This is a genomic window from Photobacterium swingsii, from assembly GCF_024346715.1.
GTDB classification, from domain to species: Bacteria; Pseudomonadota; Gammaproteobacteria; order Enterobacterales; family Vibrionaceae; genus Photobacterium; species Photobacterium swingsii.
Genome location: NZ_AP024853.1, coordinates 1,327,535 through 1,346,326 on the forward strand (window position 1 = coordinate 1,327,535; position 18,792 = coordinate 1,346,326).

Annotated in this window: 16 protein-coding genes; 6 read left to right on the forward strand and 10 right to left on the reverse strand. The window is 43.5% G+C overall.

Translation table 11 applies throughout. The features are described from left to right. Positions 1 to 71 precede the first annotated feature (71 nt). The 5 genes from OCU77_RS23100 to OCU77_RS23120 all read right to left on the reverse strand — a co-directional run bounded on the left by OCU77_RS23100 (position 72) and on the right by OCU77_RS23120 (position 4,892). The gene (locus OCU77_RS23100; RefSeq protein WP_048897333.1) at positions 72 to 1,451 is read right to left on the reverse strand and encodes a sensor histidine kinase; all 1,380 of its coding nucleotides are present in this window, start codon (positions 1,449 to 1,451) and stop codon (positions 72 to 74) included. Between the two features lie 78 nt (positions 1,452 to 1,529). Next, complete coding sequence (locus OCU77_RS23105) at positions 1,530 to 2,348, reverse strand: response regulator transcription factor (protein ID WP_084711686.1); 819 nt, start codon at positions 2,346 to 2,348, stop codon at positions 1,530 to 1,532. A gap of 136 nt (positions 2,349 to 2,484) precedes the next feature. Beyond that, positions 2,485 to 3,210: a spondin domain-containing protein gene (locus tag OCU77_RS23110; protein ID WP_107302541.1), complete on the reverse strand. Its 726-nt coding sequence runs from the start codon at positions 3,208 to 3,210 to the stop codon at positions 2,485 to 2,487. A 9-nt stretch (positions 3,211 to 3,219) separates the two neighbouring features. After that, the gene (locus OCU77_RS23115) at positions 3,220 to 3,897 is read right to left on the reverse strand and encodes a spondin domain-containing protein (protein WP_048897332.1); all 678 of its coding nucleotides are present in this window, start codon (positions 3,895 to 3,897) and stop codon (positions 3,220 to 3,222) included. A 116-nt stretch (positions 3,898 to 4,013) separates the two neighbouring features. Then, on the reverse strand, positions 4,014 to 4,892 hold the full coding sequence (locus tag OCU77_RS23120) for a LysR family transcriptional regulator (RefSeq protein ID WP_048897331.1): 879 nt from the start codon (positions 4,890 to 4,892) through the stop codon (positions 4,014 to 4,016). A 313-nt stretch (positions 4,893 to 5,205) separates the two neighbouring features. Here OCU77_RS23120 and OCU77_RS23125 point away from each other — a divergent pair, with 313 nt between their 5' ends. Then, positions 5,206 to 5,940, forward strand: a complete 735-nt coding sequence (locus tag OCU77_RS23125) for a hypothetical protein (RefSeq protein ID WP_048897330.1) — start codon at positions 5,206 to 5,208, stop codon at positions 5,938 to 5,940. A gap of 329 nt (positions 5,941 to 6,269) precedes the next feature. On the opposite strand, the gene OCU77_RS23130 is transcribed toward OCU77_RS23125, so the two are convergent. After that, positions 6,270 to 6,479 (reverse strand): hypothetical protein, encoded by a 210-nt coding sequence (locus OCU77_RS23130; RefSeq protein WP_048897329.1) that lies wholly within the window; start codon positions 6,477 to 6,479, stop codon positions 6,270 to 6,272. Between the two features lie 342 nt (positions 6,480 to 6,821). Beyond that, entirely contained in the window at positions 6,822 to 7,034 is a 213-nt protein-coding gene (cspE, locus tag OCU77_RS23135) for a transcription antiterminator/RNA stability regulator CspE (RefSeq protein WP_048897328.1), read from the reverse strand. Between the two features lie 558 nt (positions 7,035 to 7,592). On the opposite strand from cspE, the gene OCU77_RS23140 reads away from it, so the two are divergent. Beyond that, complete coding sequence (locus OCU77_RS23140) at positions 7,593 to 9,965, forward strand: Lon protease family protein (RefSeq protein ID WP_107302540.1); 2,373 nt, start codon at positions 7,593 to 7,595, stop codon at positions 9,963 to 9,965. Positions 9,966 to 10,098: 133 nt separating this feature from the next. Here the strand turns inward: OCU77_RS23140 and OCU77_RS23145 are convergent, their stop codons facing one another. Beyond that, positions 10,099 to 10,995 (reverse strand): dihydrodipicolinate synthase family protein, encoded by an 897-nt coding sequence (locus tag OCU77_RS23145; RefSeq protein ID WP_048897327.1) that lies wholly within the window; start codon positions 10,993 to 10,995, stop codon positions 10,099 to 10,101. A 318-nt stretch (positions 10,996 to 11,313) separates the two neighbouring features. Between OCU77_RS23145 and OCU77_RS23150 the strand changes: the two genes are divergently transcribed. Continuing rightward, a complete protein-coding gene (locus OCU77_RS23150) occupies positions 11,314 to 12,186 on the forward strand; it encodes a MurR/RpiR family transcriptional regulator (protein WP_048897326.1) in 873 nt (290 codons plus the stop codon). A 386-nt stretch (positions 12,187 to 12,572) separates the two neighbouring features. Next, positions 12,573 to 14,183 carry a PTS transporter subunit EIIC gene (locus tag OCU77_RS23155; protein WP_107302539.1) on the forward strand — a complete coding sequence of 537 codons (1,611 nt, stop codon included), beginning with the start codon at positions 12,573 to 12,575 and terminating at the stop codon, positions 14,181 to 14,183. Between the two features lie 67 nt (positions 14,184 to 14,250). Here OCU77_RS23155 and OCU77_RS23160 read toward each other — a convergent pair. Together OCU77_RS23160 and nagA are read right to left on the reverse strand one after the other, a co-directional pair. Continuing rightward, positions 14,251 to 15,491 (reverse strand): IS3 family transposase gene (locus OCU77_RS23160; protein WP_390624771.1). Its coding sequence is split into 2 segments (ribosomal slippage): positions 14,251 to 15,119 and positions 15,119 to 15,491, totalling 1,242 coding nucleotides; the frame shifts between segments, so codons are not numbered across the junction. A gap of 140 nt (positions 15,492 to 15,631) precedes the next feature. Further along, positions 15,632 to 16,798, reverse strand: a complete 1,167-nt coding sequence (gene nagA, locus OCU77_RS23165; protein WP_048899596.1) for an N-acetylglucosamine-6-phosphate deacetylase — start codon at positions 16,796 to 16,798, stop codon at positions 15,632 to 15,634. Positions 16,799 to 17,182: 384 nt separating this feature from the next. Between nagA and OCU77_RS23170 the strand changes: the two genes are divergently transcribed. After that, on the forward strand, positions 17,183 to 17,872 hold the full coding sequence (locus OCU77_RS23170) for an N-acetylmannosamine-6-phosphate 2-epimerase (RefSeq protein ID WP_204375172.1): 690 nt from the start codon (positions 17,183 to 17,185) through the stop codon (positions 17,870 to 17,872). Beyond that, positions 17,869 to 18,765, forward strand: a complete 897-nt coding sequence (locus tag OCU77_RS23175; protein ID WP_048899598.1) for an N-acetylmannosamine kinase — start codon at positions 17,869 to 17,871, stop codon at positions 18,763 to 18,765. Before OCU77_RS23170 ends, OCU77_RS23175 begins: the two co-directional genes overlap by 4 nt. Positions 18,766 to 18,792: the final 27 nt, after the last annotated feature.

The window sequence follows — 18,792 nt, forward strand, 5'->3', positions numbered from 1 at the left end:
AATCCGCCCCCTACTTTATCGTATGAAATTCGTATTGATGGCTGCATATTGAGTCATTATTTAGTCTGTTATCAATGCGTGTGATGCTTCATCGGCAATAGAAAACTTTGGCTATAGTGGTCCGATGATTCTTGTGTTGATAGTTTGCTGTGATGCAACGCCAAGATGGACTGGATGATTTTAGTCCCAACCCCTAAGTCTCCTGTTGGGGCGTGTGGATCGATATGATTTTGTACTGAAACATGCACCCCTCGTTTACTGTTAGTTGCCATAATTTTAATGTCGCTGTTTGAGGGGGCATGGCGAAGTGCATTTTCAAGTAAATTTGCAAACAGCCGCTGTAGCAGTTGCTTATCACCTAGAATTTGAGCCTCCTCTTGCATAACGAATTGAATAAGAATTGCTTTGCGGTTAGCAATGATATTCAAGCTTTCGATGCTCTCTTGAATGATCGGTTCTAGTGCTATGGTTTCAAAGTGTGGCTCTGGTTGTGACCTTTGGCTGCGAGCGAGTTTGAGCTGCTGTTCCAGTTGTGTCGCTAATTTTTGGGCGTTGCGATGGGCGGTTGTGATTAAAGGATTGGGGGCGGTTTGTTGAAGTTGCCAAGTTTCGAGATAGCCCAATACGCTAGAGAGCGGTGTTTTTAGATCATGGCTTAGCTGGATCAGTAGTTCTCTGCGGGTCTTTTCTTGCAGCTGAAGTTGTAAAAATTGGCGCTGTATCCGCTGCGACATCTGATAGAAGTGTTGGCCAATACCCCTTAGTTCAGGTGCTTGCTCGGTAAAACTGGCTTGTAAACAAAAGTTGTTTTGTGTCTGTGCTTGCAAGCTTTGACTCATAGTAGCGATAGGCGTGAGTAGAGTGCGTTTAACAAGCCAATAGGTCAGCATGCTAAAGGTAAAAATAAGTACCATAGCAAGACTGAGTATATGGGCGATAGGTAACACACTGAATTCAGCATTTAATAAACTGCGTTGTTCACTGCCAATCACCACATACAGATAGCCTACGACGGAACCAAACTCCGTTATAGGCGCAACAGAAAAGACTTTCTTTTGCGAAGGGGTGCGTGGGTCATCGCCTAAAATAGGGAAGGCTTGCTGAGTGAGAAATTGCTCAATCGGTTTTAGCGCAACCTTGGTTTGGATAATTTTGCCTTCGGGGGCCGCATGACTACGAATGTTTCCTTGCTGATCAAGAAAGTAAATTTCAAAGTCTGGTCCTAGCAACATGAGCGTATGGAAAATGGATTTAAGTGCTTTGGGGTTGTAGTTTGTCCCTTCCATTAACGGGTTATCGTCACGCATATGAGCTGCAAGGTCGCGATGTAGCATTTGTTGAGTACGTTGCTTGGTGTGAGTTTGTTGTAATGTGATGAACGAACCAATCAATATCGCTGATAAGGCAAACCAAAAACTGGTGAGTAATAATAATCTGAGTTTAAAGCTCATGGTTCATCCTTAGGGCATTTTCCCTACCATTCTTGCGCTTTGGATAATAGCGGTGACGTTGTCACTTAGTGGCTATGTTCAAGCGGCATCAAATTTATATCCCACACCCCAAACGGTATGAATAAAGGGATGATTAGGATTTGCGTGTTCAAGTTTGGTTCGTAAGCGGTTTACTGTGCTACAAACTGTGTGCTGATAGCCTGAAAAGTCGGTTTGCCATACCTGCTGAAGTAATTCCTCTTTGCTATACACGCGTCCAGGCTTCTGTGCTAAAAAATAGAGCAAAGTAAATTCGGTTGCGGTGAGTTGAACCGCATGGTGATTGATTTCAACATGGTGTAATTCTGGATTGATCACCAATCCACCTAATGCGAGTGTAGCTGCCGCTTGATTCTGATTTCCTGCTTGCTCGGGGTTCATTTGATCATGTGTCCGACGGCGTAAAATCGTCCGTACCCTGGCTTGAAACTCAAGCACGCTAAAAGGTTTTGTTAAGTAGTCATCAGCACCAGCTTCTAAGCCAGCGACTTTATCTATTTCACTATCACGGGCTGTGAGCATTAAGATTGGTAGCCAGTTTTGTTTATTTCTAAGCGATTGGCAGAGGGTGATACCATCGCCGTCATCGAGCCCGCGATCTAAAATAACCAAATCATAGTGATGATGAGCAAGGTGAAGCTGCGCCTGCGCAAGGGAGGCTGCACGGCGAGTATGATGGCCTTGTAATGACAAGTGAATGGCGACTAATTCGGCGAGATCGTTATCGTCTTCAACTATCAATATTTGTCCTCGCTCGACAGTGCTAGGGGCAATGCCTTTCGATCTTGGTTTGCTTGCGTCTGAGTGCAAAACTGTATTGTCAGTTGCTGTGTTTGACGTATTTTTTATCGCTGTCATTGTTCACTCCACAACGGTCTGTATCTATATTCCTACTCATGGCTGTACGCCTGATGAAGTGGGCGCGCGCATCATGTTGGTTATAAGACCGTGTGGAGAAGTGAATCTTTCATCTTAGTATTCGGGGTGGTATGAGTTACTTGATACGGGTGATGCTCAACCTAGCCCCTGGGTTTAAAAAACGATGGCTAGCAGTGAGTGCCGAGGTTGTCAGTCCATCATCAAGGCTCACAACACCGGGATGAAAGCTCACTTTGTCGTCGTCATCTCTAGCGGTATTAAAGCCTTCCCCCCCTGCAGCTGGTCCAGGAATAGATGCGCTGGTTTCACTATTGGCTTCAGTACCTGCATCCCAGACTGGCATATTCATGGTGTAGCTTTCCCCGACAGCGATGCGACTTAGGTCGATGCCGGTTTCGCCGACAAAGCCATCATTGGTATTGACCAGCATACTGGCTATGGACAGTTGACTGGCACTATCGCCCGCAATCTCAAATGTCAGTGAATCTGCACTACCTGGTAAAATTACGCCTGCGCCAGAATAGCTCATAGTGACGTTATCGTTATTGTCTTTTTCAGCTAACAAATCGGTGTTATCACCACTTTCTGCGACTTTCTCTAATGCGAGAGAGGCGGGCTGCCCGACTTGAAATAATTGGTAGCTACTGCTGTGAGCTAAGATGGCTAGCGGTGATAATGGTTGGCTCACGGTTAAATTGGTTACCGTTACTTCAAATTGTTTTGCTTCAGTTTGGACAGGAGGCGATGCTGGTGGTGAATCGTTATTTGAGTGTGTGTCATCGTCAGGACACCCAGCGAGAAACCCAACACTTGCAGCAAGTAAAAGCATGCGCGTATTCATGGAGCCTCCTTATTTGACGGTTACAGTGACAACAGCAACAGGGTTTAACCAACGGTGCATAGCGCTATTCAAGTCACTTTTTCCACCTGTGGCATCGCTGTCCCCTAAGTTACCTGGATGAATGTGAACCTTGTCGTTACTGATGACTGATTCGACCCCAGTGCCGCCAGACCCGAAGGTGATGAAAGGAGGATTAGGCATGCTGGCTGCTAGCTCATCATTGGCTTCAGTCCCTGCATCGTAACCATTAATTCGAATGGTATAAGTGCCTGGTTGAGAGGGGATCTTCCAACTGTCTAGGCCAACAAAGCCATCGTTTGTCGGTAATAGCATTGCGGCGAGGGATAATCGATCAAATGCGCCAGTATCTAGGCTTGCCGTGGCAGACACGCCGGGATTAAGAATGCCGCTGGCAGGGTTTTCAGACACCACAGCGCCTGCATTTGCTGCGAGCGATGATAAACCTGAAATGTCCCCGCCTTCTGCCATGGCTTTGATTTCAGGCGAAGCGGCGGAACCCGCTTGGAAAAGGTGAATATCGCTACTATGAGCAACGATTAGCAAAGGCGTGAAGTAGATACCTTTAGTCGCATTGGTGATAGATACATCGATGCTGGCAGCATGTGCTGTCATCGATGCCGTGCTCAGTGCTGCGGTGAGTGCAAGAAGTGCCAATCGTTTTTTCATGGTGATAATCCGTCATGTAATGAGTTAACGTTTCAATCATGGCGGGCAAAGTTGGCAATCTTCTCGCGAAATTCTCATAAATTCCTCACAGCGGAAAAAGATTTCTGTGAGTGCCGTTATGGCATCATGTGTTCTATAAACCAAGTTCCTGCAGGGCCTAACGCATTGGTCCACTTCATTTCGATATCCCAAGTCATATCGATTTCACTAAAGTCGACATCGAGTGTTTGCAAAATACCTTTTTCAAACAAGTGCGGATCAAGCTGCTCGGGGTAGAGACCGAACCCTGCTTCTGAAATGAGTAGTTCACGGTATTGATAAAAACGGGAACAGCTAATGGTATTAGAGCTAAAGCGCAGCGACTCAATGAGTGCCTCTTCTGCAAAATCGGAAACCGCCGGCAGAATTTGGTGGTATTGCAATAAATCTTGCACAGATAACTGCCCGCGAACTTGTGCGAGTGGGTGTGTCGGCGCGGCAACGAATTTCCATTTGATTTGGTCTAGGATGTAGCTTTCCACGCCATGGCTTTGCCTTAGCTGTACGGGGGCAATCACAATATCTGGTGATTGTGGCTGCCCCAACGCGGCTGAGGTGTGATCTTCAATATCAACCAAGTTGATACTTAAATGCGGAAAGGCTTTGAGTAGGGCCGTGATCCCTTCTCGTTGTTTGGGATACATGGTGAAACCATGGACTGCGATCGTAATTTTGTCTTCAATACCACTTTGGAAAGAGAGCGCCTTTTTTTCGATGGCTTGCAAACGTGGGATAATCTCTAGTGCTTGCAAGTACATGGACTTGCCCACATCGGTCAATGTTGGTGCTTGTCCCGATACGCGATTGAATACCTTGAGGTTAAGATCGATCTCCATGTTTTGGATAACCTGGCTCACGGCAGAAGCACTGATCCCTAATTGCCGACCTGCCGCTGAAAATGAACCCGTTTCAGCTACAAGTACTAAATATTGCAACCGTTCTGGTGTCATGAGCATATGTGTATCCTCTTTAGTATAAAGTTGTTGGATTTATGAGGATCACCGTAACCTATTTTTGATTATGGAGGCTATTTAATCTGCTTCATAAGACGGATAAATGTTTATACCTCAAGGTGACTTGTCTCTCACGTGCAGCCTATGTTGGTTGTAAGTTTAAGTGTAAGCCGTGCTTAAAGAACCTGATTTAATGGTTTAACTGAATCGTCATAGTATTACCGCACACCAAACAAGAGCGGTGTGAAAATTACGAATTTGATTTCATGGAACGAAATCTCTTATCTAAAAAATGATTATGTCGAAGAGGTATTCCATGAAATTTTCAACAGTGAAAACAGCTGGGGCACTATTTGTTGCTGCAATGACAATGAATGTAGCGGCGCAAGAGCAAGCACAAGAAGATATTAATTACGGCGATCCAACGGCATCGTTTTCTACCCTAGGTGTGAGCGCATCACAAGATCATACGCAATTAAATGGTATGTATGGTGCTGGCTCTAATATTTTTCAATTAGACCTAGGCGTTAAAAATAAAAGCGATGATAAAGGTAAGAGTGGTGATGTAAATTATCGTGGCCGTTATTTTCATGTGACTGATGGTCTTGGCTACTCGGTTGACGTTTTAGGTGGTCAAACGAACCTACAAAATGGCGATAAATCGACATCAACGACAGTGCTTGCTGGCCTTATCTATAAGTTTCAAGTAACGGACAACATCAGTGTATTCCCGATGGCGAGTTTAGGTTATACCCGTTCAGACTTAGAACCCAAGACAGGTAAAGACGTTAAATCAACAGATAACCTATTCCAAGGTGGCATCTACGCGATGTATGGCTTTGATGCAGGGCACTGGCTATATGTAAACCCGAAGGTCACTCATATGCGTAAAGCTAATACTAATGTAGCGCAAGTTGAAGCGGGTGGTGGCTTCATGGTGGCAGAAAAAGTGAGTGTCGGTGCAAAAGTTGAGTATACCGCTAAAAATACTAAGCTGAATATGGATAAAGACGACACTGTTGCTTGGCTACAAGCTAACTACTACTTTTAATTGATATAAGCCGCGAGAGCAGAATGCTTGCCTCGCGGCTTTATTAACTTTTGATAAGGGAGTTTTGCTTAAATAGTACAGAAATATACTAGCGATAATTTAGAAGGTAGTTATTTATGATAGGAAGTGTAAGTAAATTTCTCTGGCTGATAATAAGCTTTACTACTCCACTTTATGGATCACAATAAAGGGAATGATATGTTATTCAATAGCCGGGATGTTGGCTTATTAATTATTAGCTTTGCATTAACGACAATGTTAATAACTAAAATTTACTCATTATGCAGTTTATAATCCTAGGCGAAGAAGGATTAACGTATTGATGGGCATTAAAAATAGGTAGAAAAACTACCAACAAGTTGATTATTTTTATTGGTTATTTCACCTTGGCCTGTTTCTTCACAATAGGAAAGATTTAGGTCGATAGTGTTTACATTGCCTTTCATTAAAATATGGCGTAGTAAAATATCACTATTTAATTGGTGGACTAATGCACTCCAAGATATGTTGCCTTGAAAAATATTAAAAGTTACTGTCATTTATTTACCTTTGTTGTATTTGATTGGGTTATTTCTTTACGACATTGTTGAAACCAAAAGCGCTTGCGCCCGATTGAACGAGACATAAGTATCCTTAATGTATTATGAATATAGATTAAATAAACCTTTATATGATTTATTAATCTTAGTATTACTAAAAGACTATGCGAGTAATATAACGACGTGACTAAATAGTATTGTGATATATGACGGCAGAAGAATGGTCTTTCGAGTTACGGAGAAAGTATTTCTGAGGGTAAAGCTTTAAATTGACGTAAATGGATAAACCATTTACGTCATTTTGCTAATGGCTATTAAGAAGCCATTACGTTATTCACTAGATTATAGTGCAACAACGTTTGCAGCTTGAAGACCTTTTTGGCCTTGCTCTACTTCAAAAGACACTTTTTGGCCTTCAGCAAGAGTTTTGAAACCTTCAGAAGCGATTGCACGGAAGTGAACGAATACGTCAGCACCGCCGTTGTCTTGAGTAATGAAACCAAAACCTTTCTCTTCGTTAAACCATTTTACTAGACCAGTAGATTTAGCAGACATGTTATGCCCCTTATATAAATTCATGAGATAATCGCAAAAAATTTGCGTGCACTGAAAGCTTGAATTATTGAATATGACGATGAAGCTAAGGAAACACTGAGGATAACAACAATAACGAAGAAATTCTGAGGTTTTACTTTTACTTAATGTTTTATTAATAACTCTGTGTAACAGAGCGACGTACATCTTACATCAGCCAAGGGGGTTGTAAAGGTTTATTTTTGTTTTTTTACGAATGAATGATTTTTTCACTGCGAATAGCCTTCTATTATAGGCTTTCAACCTTAATAAAGTATTGAATATTATTGTAATGAAACTAAAAGATAAGGGGGAATAGAGAGGGGTATCAGCCTTATTTAATTCATTACAAGTAATGTATTCATATAATTACCCTTTCTTTTATAAGGTTTATAAGTGTTTTTCTTGGTGAACTGGTGGTAAAAGCAGCAACTGAGTGCGTTTCCTTTAGATTAAGCCGTTAACCGTAAGCTAAGTCACTAAATTTTAATAATTTTATGACTACACTGAATCAATGGAAGCTTACAGAGGGATATGCTTATGCCAATTCAACCTCTAGGCAGTGAAAAGCTGTATCGTGGTTCGGCACTCAACGGACTGGACGAGGAATGTAAATCGACGAAAAATCTGACACCGCTGGATGAAATTGTGGGTCAAGAACGCGCCCAAAAAGCGGTCGAATTTGCGATGTCGATTAAAGAAAAAGGCTATAACATTTATGCGATAGGGCGTAATGGCTTAGGTAAGCGTACTATGGTACTGCGTTACCTGAATCGTCATGAGCCTAATGGCAATGCTGTGCCTTTGTATGATTGGTGCTATGTCGCTAATTTTGATGATACCCGTATTCCTAAGGTGCTGAAGTTGCCAGCAGGTACAGGTATTACCTTTAAAAAAGAAATAGAAAAGCTGATGACGCGTCTGGTTAAAGCATTGCCGTTGGCATTCGATAACGAGATGTACTATTCACGCGCTGAAACGCTTAAATCGCAGCTTGCGAAGAAGCAAGAAAGTGCTCTGCTGACGTTGACAAGCAAAGCGCAAACCCAGAGTGTGAGCCTGAGCTTAACCCCGCAAGGCGAATACCAACTGGTTGCCTTGAATGGCGAAGAGCCACATACCGAGGAAAGCTTCGCTGCACTCAGTGAAGCTGAACAACAGCGGTTTGAGCAAGCGATTGACAGTTTAGAAGTTGAATTGCGTGGTATCGTGCGTAAGTTAACCGAGTGGGAAGAGACCTACTCCGATAAGCTGCAAAAGCTTGACGAAGAAATTGCATTAGAAGTGATTGCGCATGTGATCAAGGCGCTAAAAGATAAGTACAAACATTTATCAGAAGTAAAGCAGTACTTATCGGCGATGCAGGCTGACATGCTTGATAATTTGGATATTTTCTTGGGTGAAAGCGAAGAGCAGGTCGCACTGGCCTATGCCGCGCTTGAAAAGAAAATGCCGCGTCGCTACCAAGTTAATGTGCTGGTGAATCAAGACGATCACAAGTTTCCTGTCGTGGTAGAAGAAAGCCCGAGTTATCACAGTATTTTTGGCTATGTTGAAAATGCCACTTATAAAGGCACTGTATTTACTGACTTTTCGCTGATCCGTTCAGGGAGTCTACACCGTGCTAACGGTGGCGTCTTGATGATGGATGCGGTAAAAGTGCTTGAACGCCCTTATGTATGGGATGGCTTGAAACGTGCTCTACGCGCTAAAACCTTAAACTTGAGTTCATTAGAGCGTGAAGTAACACTATCGGGGGCGATTTCACTTGATCCTGAGCCGATCCCACTCGATGTGAAAATTATTTTATTTGGTGACTACGAAACTTATCGTTTGCTGCAGCACTATGATCCAGAGTTTAGCGAACTGTTCCGTGTGACTGCTGATTTCGAAGATGAAATGTTGCGTACCGATGAGTCGGAACAACAGTATGCCCGCTTTATTTCCAGCATAGTGAATGATAACAATATGCTGCACTGCGACCGTAAAGCGATTGCACGTATTATTGAATACAGCTCACGCCAAGCTGATGATCAGAATAAGCTATCACTCCATTCTGCGGATATCGCCAATTTGCTGCGTGAAACCAATTACGTTGCCAAATCATCGAATGCCACCATGATCCGTGCTAATCACGTAGAACAAGCACTGCAAAATCAAGAGATGCGCGTCAGTCGTTTGAAAGATCATGTGATGCAAAGCTTTGTGAATGGCACCACTTTGATGAGCACTCAAGGTGATAAAGTCGGCCAAATCAATGCATTGTCAGTAATATCAACCTCAGACTATCAATTTGGTGCGCCAAACCGTATTACGGCGACAACGGCGTATGGTGAAGGGCAAGTTTTTGATATTGAGCGTAGCGTTGAGCTTGGCGGAAATATTCACTCAAAAGGGGTGATGATCCTATCGGCTTATTTAGCTTCTGTGTTTGGTAAAACAGCGAAAATACCGCTTACGACTCACCTAACGTTCGAGCAATCTTACGGTGGTGTCGATGGTGATAGCGCCTCTATGGCCGAGTTATGCGCCATAGTGTCGGCATTTTCCCTGCAGCCATTACGGCAAGATATTGCGATCACAGGTTCAATGAACCAATTTGGTGAAGCGCAGCCAATTGGTGGTGTGAACGAAAAAATCGAAGGATTTTATGATGTTTGTGTTATTCAAGGACGTGCTACTGGCCAAGGTGTGATCATCCCTCAATCAAATGCGCATAACTTGATGTTACGAAAAGACATAGTGGAAGCGGTTGAAAAAGGGGAATTTAATATTTGGGCTATTAGTCATGTTACCGAGGCATTAGAACTGTTAACAGGCAAGCCAGCTGATGAGCAAGATGGTGAGAATGGGTATTCCAGCCACAGTCTGTTTGGCTTGGCACAAGCGAAACTGAATGCGCTGCGCCGCTAATGAAGTTTTAACTGAACAACCTTGATAATCTCATAGACTGCTTAGCGGCCTATTTTGAATGACTAAGCCGCAGAACTGAAAAATCCGAGTGTCTATCCACTCGGATTTTTTCAACAATAAGTACATAAAGTGGTTATTGTTTGATGAAGCCTGCATCGCGCATACGAGTGATCACGGTTTCTTTTTGCTCTGATGTAAGGGGAGTAAGAGGTAAACGTGGATCGCCTGCATCAATATCGTGTAGCGCCATGGCTGCTTTACCTGCTGCAACGCCACCGAAATCAACTAATACGCGTATTAAAGCAATAACGTTATCCATGCCAGCAATAACGGCATTGTGCTTACCTGCATGGAAGTCAGTGATCATCTGGTTAAAATGCGGAGCTGCGTAGTTGTAGGTACTACCAACCGCACCAATTGCCCCAACGGCCAATGCGCCTGGTAGGTGCTCATCTACCCCAAATGGGATATCAAACTTACCGTCACAGGCACGTAAACAACGTTGATATTCATATAAATCGCCGCTGTTGAATTTTAATCCATATAAGTTTGGAATGCGGCCTTCTGCTTGAATCAGAAATTGCTCCATGTCTAAGTTCACACCTGACATGCCTGAATGGTAGTAGTAAAAGCCTTTCGATGGTGCGGTAGCAGCAACAGTCGCACAGTAGTCAACAAGATCAGCGACAGAGCCAGGTTTGAAGAAGCAAGGACCTATGGCCGAAGTTGCAAAAATATCGAGTGTTTCAGCGTGACGGGTTAATTCAAGTGTATCAACAATACTCAAAGCGCCTGTGTGTACTGTGATTTTCAGTTGGCCGTTTGCGGCATTAACCCAGCGTTCGGCAATGGCTTTACGTTCGTCGACAGAGCAGTGGATGCCTTCGCCTGTAGTACCACAAATGTATACACCGTTAACGCCATCTTTAATCAAATGTGCCGCAATCTGATCGATCACTGAATAATTCACATTTCCTGCAGCATCGAATGGGGTATGAGGGGCTGCAATTAAGCCTGTTAGCTTTTCCATGGGATCTCTTCTCACTCGTTGGTGAAGCTTAGCTTCATAATTCATTTAAATATGGAGTTTGGGTTTATCTTATGGAGTTCAGCTTCATCGCGCAATGGTAAGGAGGAGACTTTTACGACCAAGCGTTAAAAGTGTGATGGCCTAAGCAGAATTGCAGTGTGCTTGCTAGAAATGTTCTACGCTAGAAAGGTTTAGTATAAAGGTAACTGTAAGGTGTTTGACATTGAGATGCTTATTTATGGAGTTCGACTTCACAAATGACAGTAAGCATGTGAGAATTAAGGATAAAACAATGATGATAAGATGTGAGGAAAATGGATGGCAACGAAAGTGATAGCTGCTAAAGCGGGCAAAGTTCTCGATATGTTGGGTAGTTTGCATGAGAGCCTAACGCCATCAGCTAAGCGTATTTCTGATTTTGTTTTAGCGCAGCCTGCCGAAGTCACCAAATTTTCCATTGCAGAATTATCACAAGCGGTAAACGCTGGTGAAGCGACCATTATTCGTTTCTGCCGTACTTTAGGCTTCAAAGGGTTTCAAGATTTTAAGATGGAGCTGGCGATTGAGCTTTCTAGCTTAAATCAAAATGAAAAATCAATTCTTGATACCGATGTCATGCCAGATGATGGTGCAGAACTCATTGGGCAAAAATTACATAACACCATAAATAATGTACTGGGTGAAACACTGAACTTGTTGAATTTTGAGACGTTAGAAAGCGTGGCAAAACAAGTACAGTCAGCTAAAGGTATTTATTTTTTTGGGGTGGGATCATCAGGTATTACGGCTGAAGATGCGAAAAATAAATTGATGCGAATTGGTTACAATGTTGATGCATTAACCAATAATCACTTTATGTATATGAAAGCGTCATTGCTGCAATCAGATGATATGGCGATTGCGATTAGCCATTCAGGAAACTCGGTTGAAACAACCAAAGCTTTGCAATTGGCGAAAGAGGCGGGTGCAACTACAGTTGCGATCACGCACAATCCACGTTCAGCGATCACGGCTTTTGCTGATGCGGTACTCGTAAATGGAAACCGTCAGGGGAAGCTGCAAGGGGATTCAATTGGGACCAAAATATCGCAGCTGTTTGTACTGGATTTAGTCTATGCCTTATTGGTGAAAGATGATGTAACAGGCACCCAAGCTAATAAAATGAAAACCACTCAAGCTATTGAAAATTAATTTACTTTTGCTTTTTTGCTAAATATCAGCGGCGTTACTATTTGTTACGCCGCTAATCTTTCTATCACAGCATTGTTGCTTTTTTACACATACTCCCTCCCTCCATTCAAGTAACTCACCGCCTATTGCTGTAATAACGATTAGTGCTACCTGTCATCTGGTGTTTTCCTCCGTACTCTATTGCAAATATTGTTTTGTTGAGTGATCTATCTCTAATTTACTTTGCTAAAAGACCTCGTGAATGTGGCTAAGATCGCTCTTTTGCTTTGTTTTGATTGAAGCCTAACTCCATTGAAATTACATTTTGGAGTGTTACTTCATTGTGGTTTGGGTTGATGGAGTTTTATGCTCTGCGAGTGAGCTAAAATGGTCAAAGGGAGAAGAGTATGAACAGCATATTTTCATCATTACAAAAGATTGGGCGTGCATTTATGCTGCCCATTGCGGTGTTACCAATGGCCGGTATTTTACTTGGTATTGGTGGCGCTTTTACCAGTGGCCCTCTAATTGAAACTTATAACTTAACGTTTTTGGCATCAGGTACGCTGGCTAATCAATTTTTACAGATGTGTTTTAATGCCGGGCTGTTTGTGTTTGCTAACTTGCCTTTGTTGTTTGCAGTTGGGGTTGCTATTGGAATGGCAAACCTTAACAAAGAAACAGCGGCATTGGCGGCAGTATTAGGCTTCTTACTCTTCCATACGGTTATTGGAACTTTGTTAGGCTTTCAAGGTATTACGCCTGATAGTGTAACCGTCGATGCGCTGCTAGCGGCTGGGAAGTCACCCGCGGAGGCGGCAGGGATAGCGTCGATGTACGCCCATGAATTGGGTATTTTCACGTTACAAACTGGGGTCTTCGGCGGTATCAGTTGTGGCCTATTAGCTGCCTACATCACGAACACGTTTTCGAATAAACAGTTACCTGATTATTTGGCATTCTTTAGTGGTAACCGTCTCGTTCCTGTGATGACCATGCTGTATTTCATCCCGCTAGCTTTTATATTTCCTCTTATTTGGCCGACAATTTTTCAGGCTATTGTGCATGCGGGCGAGGCATTTTCTTCAATGGGGTACATAGGAAGTTTCCTGTATGGCTCAGTGATGCGTCTGCTGAATATTTTTGGTTTACATCATGCGATTTACCCTTTGTTTTGGTACACCGAACTAGGTGGGGTGCAGGAGGTTGGTGGGCAGCTTATTGCTGGCGGTCAGAAAATTTTCTTTGCTCAGTTAGCAGATCCGAGTGTTACGCATTTTAGCTCTGAAGCCACGCGAACGATGACAGGAGGCTTCTTACCTATGATGTTTGGTTTACCTGCGGCGGCTTTTGCGATGTACCGCTGTGCAGAAGATAAGAATAAAAATAAGATCAAAGGCATTTTATTTTCGGCAGCGTTAACATCGTTTTTAACAGGGATCACTGAGCCGATTGAATTTACTTTCTTATTTGTCGCACCTGCCTTATATGCGGTTCATGCAGTATTAGAAGGCCTATCTTACATGTTAATGCATATGTTGGATGTTGCGGTAGGGATCACCTTCTCTCGTGGTTTGATTGATTTTACTTTCTTTGGTTTATTGCAAGGCACTGCGAAGACATCTTATCAATGGATCTTAATTTTAGGCCCAGTCTATTCGGTGGTGTACTACTTCCTGTTTAGTTTCTTGATTCGCCGTTTTAACTATTCAACCCCAGGGCGTAATGAAGCTGAGAATAAACTTTATACACGTAAAGATGTGAATGAGCAGAAAGAGTCAGGATTAACAGAAGCGATCGTTGAACAGCTTGGTGGCATTGAGAATATTGAAAATATTGATGCCTGTATTACGCGGTTACGGGTAACTGTCAAGGATGCCTCGCTGGTCGCGTCGGATGAAGTGTGGCGTTCGCTGCATGCTAAAGGTGTGATCCGTTCAGGTAATGGGGTTCAAATTATTTATGGCACCCAAGCTGAAATTTATAAGAATCAAATTATTGCGCATTATGGGATCTAAACACAGATTGTAGTGGTACTCACTCTCTTAAAGCTCGTTTGTCTCGTCCTAAAATACGTTGACGATTTTAGTAAGCCAGTAACGCAAGTTGCTGGCTTTTTTCATGCATTTTATTTGGCGTATCCATGCCAAGGCTAAGATGCGGCCTCATTTCGTTATACGTATATATAGACTCTTCAACAAGCGTTTTTAACTCGTTAAGACCTTTGCACTGAGTAAGCAAGAACTCTTGCTTGAGGATACCATTGACCCGCTCAGCTAACGCGTTTTGGTAACAGTCATATCCATCCGTCATTGATGGTATTATGCCATGCTTTTTAAGCTTCTCTTGATAAAGGCTAGAGCAATACTGAAGTCCTCTATCTGAATGATGGATTGTCGCATGACGATAACATCGAGTCTTTAGCGTCATATCTAAAGCCTTCACAACATCACTCGCTTTCATTTCATTACTGACTTCATACCCCATAATTTTACGACTGAAGGCATCGGTAACTAATGATAAGTAGTGAACGCCCTCGCTCGACTGAACATAAGTGATGTCGCTCACCAGAACCTCTTCTGGTTTTGACGGAACGACTTCTTTTAGCAAGTTCGGATGTTTTTTCATCCAGTGCCTGCTGTTCGTTGTTTTGGTGTAACTCCGTTTCGGCTTAACGAGTAAGCGTTCTTCTCTGAGGTAATTAAACAAAGCATCACGACCAAGTTTTATTCCCTTGGCTATCAGCTTAGGTTTCAGTAAGAAATAGAGCTTACGAGTTCCTAGTCGAGGCATGAAGCGTCTTAGTTCCAGTACCATTCCTCTCACAGGAGCAAGCTCAGCCTGACGAGTTGCCTCACGCTTTTCTCTCTGATAGACACATTGACGAGATATATCGAGCAATGAGCAAGCTTTACTTAAGCTTACTTTCCTCTCTTTTTGAAGGCTTCTTGCTCCTTCGCTATATACTTTTTTCTTAGCGACATCCCATGCTCAGCGTCAAGAATATCGACAACTCTGTTGAGAAGAAGACATCTAAGGCGTTCATCTTCGAGCTCTTGTTCAAGTCGTTTTATTTTCTGGGCCGGCGTTTCATTCGCTCTTGGTGACTTTGGCATCGTGTTCTTCCTTGGACAGGTAGTCCAATCCAATTTTCCATGCTTTCTTAACCAAGTAAGAACGGTCGAACGACCTTGTATGCCGTAAATTGATTGGGCTTGTTTATAGGTCATGTCGCCTTTTTCGATGGCGTCTACAACCTGTAATTTAAAGCCTAGTGTGTAATCACGCTGAGTGCGCTTAACGTAGTGTTTATTTGGAATGGTCATCATTAGTCCTCAATGTGTAAACACATTTCAGGACGGGACAGTTATCGACATAAAAAAGGCGCTGAATGTTCAGCGCCTTTTTCTTTGGTGGCGTGTCTGATTCTCAAATGCGCCTCGTGTCTTTGAGGCGCAAACTCAAATCAAAATCGCTTTATTCCCATTTGGTAGACAGATTCGACGGTGAGCATTGCTGCTCCTTTGTCATTTTGTGCAATATTCAACAGGCTTATATTCGCTTTATAACCAGGCTGTAAGCGCCCATAACTATCATCAATACCAATGGCTTTCGCGGGATACCAAGTTGCCATCCGCAGTGCTTCGGCTTGCGATAAACCGACGTGTTGGATCAGGTTATTTATCCCTTCGATCATGGTAAGCGCCGCGCCTGCGATAGTGCCATCTGCATAGTGGCATTTACCGTTAGTGACAAAAGCAGGTGTACCAGCCATGTCATATTTGTGCATCTTGGTACCTGCTGGTGTGACAGCATCGGTGACTAAAAATAACTTATCGCCAAGTTGCTGATGGGCAATGCGAACCGCAGGATAAGCCGCGTGAATGCCATCAACTATGATGCCTGTATATGGCTTGTGATCAAAAATGTAGCCTACAGCGCCGGGTTCCCGAGAATTTAAAGGGGTCATCGCATTATATAAATGCGTTGCCATGGTCATGCCGATCTTATGGGTGAGCTGCTGATAACTGGCATTGGTATGGCCGAGTGAGACTGTGATACCTGCGGCAGTTAAGCAATCAATCGCGGCTTGCGATGTACGTTCTGGTGCCAAAGTTATCACTGAAATAGCAGCATGATGATTGGCTAAGTAATGTGCTGTACTCATTGTTAAGCTTTGAATCCAATCGGCGTTGTGTGCTCCTTTTTTCTCATAGCTGATAAACGGCCCTTCTAAATGTAGCCCTAGTATCCCTATCTTCTCTGGTTGTTCAAGTTGCTCTATCAGCTCAACAGCGGTATGAAGCTGACTTTCTAAGCTGGTGATCAAGGTTGGTAAAAACTGAGTCGTACCATGTTTCACATTGGTGCTATTCATCTGCACTAACGTTTTCTGATTGACATCGGTATTAAAAAGGACGCCACCACAACCGTTAAGCTGCAGATCGATAAAGCCCGAAGTTGCTAACTTTCCTGCCCCATTGATCTGATGTTTCGGCAATGTAGGGTTATCTGCATGTGCAACGATTTGGATGATGGTGTCTTCCTCAATGATCAGCGCATGATCGTGCAAAACTGTGTCGCCATTGAAAACATTTAGGTGTGTGAGGGCAAATGTGGTCGCTATTGGCATCGTAATTATTCCCTTTGGGTGATCGCAGGAGAGGCTACTGCTCGTTGGCAAATTGAAATCTCAATGGAGTTAAACTTCATTTTGTAGAGAATGTAATCGCGTTTAGAGTGAACATCAAGTGGTTATTTTAAAGCGTGAATACTGTCTATAATCTGAGATTTATTTACCGCATGGAGTAATACTCCTTGCTGGGTTAGGGGGGGCAGTGCCTTGTTAGTCTTGCGCTATGTCTTGTTTTGTTTGATGTGAATTAAAAAAATGAGGCATGGGTCTCTGTTTGGTCATCTTAGTGTTGAAGTAAAACTTCATGGAAATTAAAGTGGAGTCAAACTTCATTATGTTGTTGTCTTTGGAGTGACACTATTTATGACTAGTACACAAAAAATGTGCATTGAAACATTACGTAAAGGCTTTGTGTCATCGTGCCAACCGGTTGATGACGGCCCTATGGATAGACCAGATATTGTTGCTGCTATGGCGCAAGCCTCAGTTGCGGGTGGTGCTGCTGGTTTACGAATTGAAGGGATTGCTAATCTAAAAGCGGTGCGACCTACGGTAGATGTACCGATTATTGGCATAGTTAAACGGGACTTAGAGGGAACCGATGTTCGTATTACGCCATTCATTGAAGATGTAGTGGCATTGAAAAAAGCCGGTGCCGATATTATTGCCATTGATGCAACTGAGCGACTACGTCCAACTGCGGTTAAGGCGTTAGTTGAAGCGATTCATGAACAAGGGTGTTTGGTCATGGCGGATTGCTCGACTTATGAAGAAGGCCTGTATTGCCAATCCATTGGGGTTGAAATCATAGGGACGACGCTCTCTGGATACACAGGTGGTCCAGTGCCGGCTGAGCCTGATTTTGAACTGGTAACACGCCTGCAAGAGGTGGGGTGTCTTGTTATGGCTGAAGGGCGTTACAACACACCAGCATTGGCGCGCCAAGCGATTGAAGCAGGTGCCTTTTGTGTCACTGTAGGTTCGGCGATCACGCGTATTGAACATATCTGCGGTTGGTTCTACGACCAAGTGCAACAAGGTCAGCAACACCTTGATGAGGACGTCGCATGAAAACATGGTTAGCGGTTGATATTGGTGGCACCAAGTTAGCAGTAGCTATTGTACGAGGCAGTAATATTCTTTGCCGTGAGCAGATGACGACACCTTCTTCTCAATCGCCAGATGCCATGACAAACGCCTTATCAGAATTAATATCGCCATTTCTAAATGAAGTGGATGCTGTCGCCGTTGCTTCTACTGGCATTATTGATCACGGCATATTAACAGCCTTAAACCCTGACAACCTCGGTGGATTAAATCAATACCCGTTACAACAAGTGCTCATTGATATGACAGGTTTGCCTGTCACTGTGATTAATGACGCGCAAGCTGCAGCATGGGCGGAATATCACGCTCTGTCATCGTCTTCCCCCTCTCTGATTAACAACATGGCATTCATTACTGTTTCAACAGGGGTTGGGGCTGGGTTAGTGCTGGATCAGACGTTGCAAATTGGGCGTAGAGGCATTGCTGGACATGCTGGCCATACCTTAGCTGATCCGAGTGGGCCGCGTTGCGGATGCGGTCGGATTGGTTGCGTAGAGAGTATTGCCTCGGGGACGGCCATGGGGGTTGCTGGTCGTTCCTTTTTGGGCGAGAGCAGCGATGGTCATAAGGTTTATCGCCAGCATCTTGCGGGTAATGAACAAGCTTCACTCATAGTGCAGCGCTCGGCATTAACTATCGCCAATTTAATCGCAGATCTGACGATTAGTTTAGACCTTGATGTGGTTGTTCTAGGAGGAAGTGTGGGCTTGGCGCAAGGGTATTGCGACATGGTTGATACGGCTTTAGCAGCTATGCCTGCTATCTATCGACCGAAAGTGATGACGGCAACTGCTGGCAATGATGCGGGGTTATTGGGGGTTGTGCATTGGGCTGAGTCCAATTTTGAAAAACGATAAATCTACCTGAAGACGTGAATAAAAAAT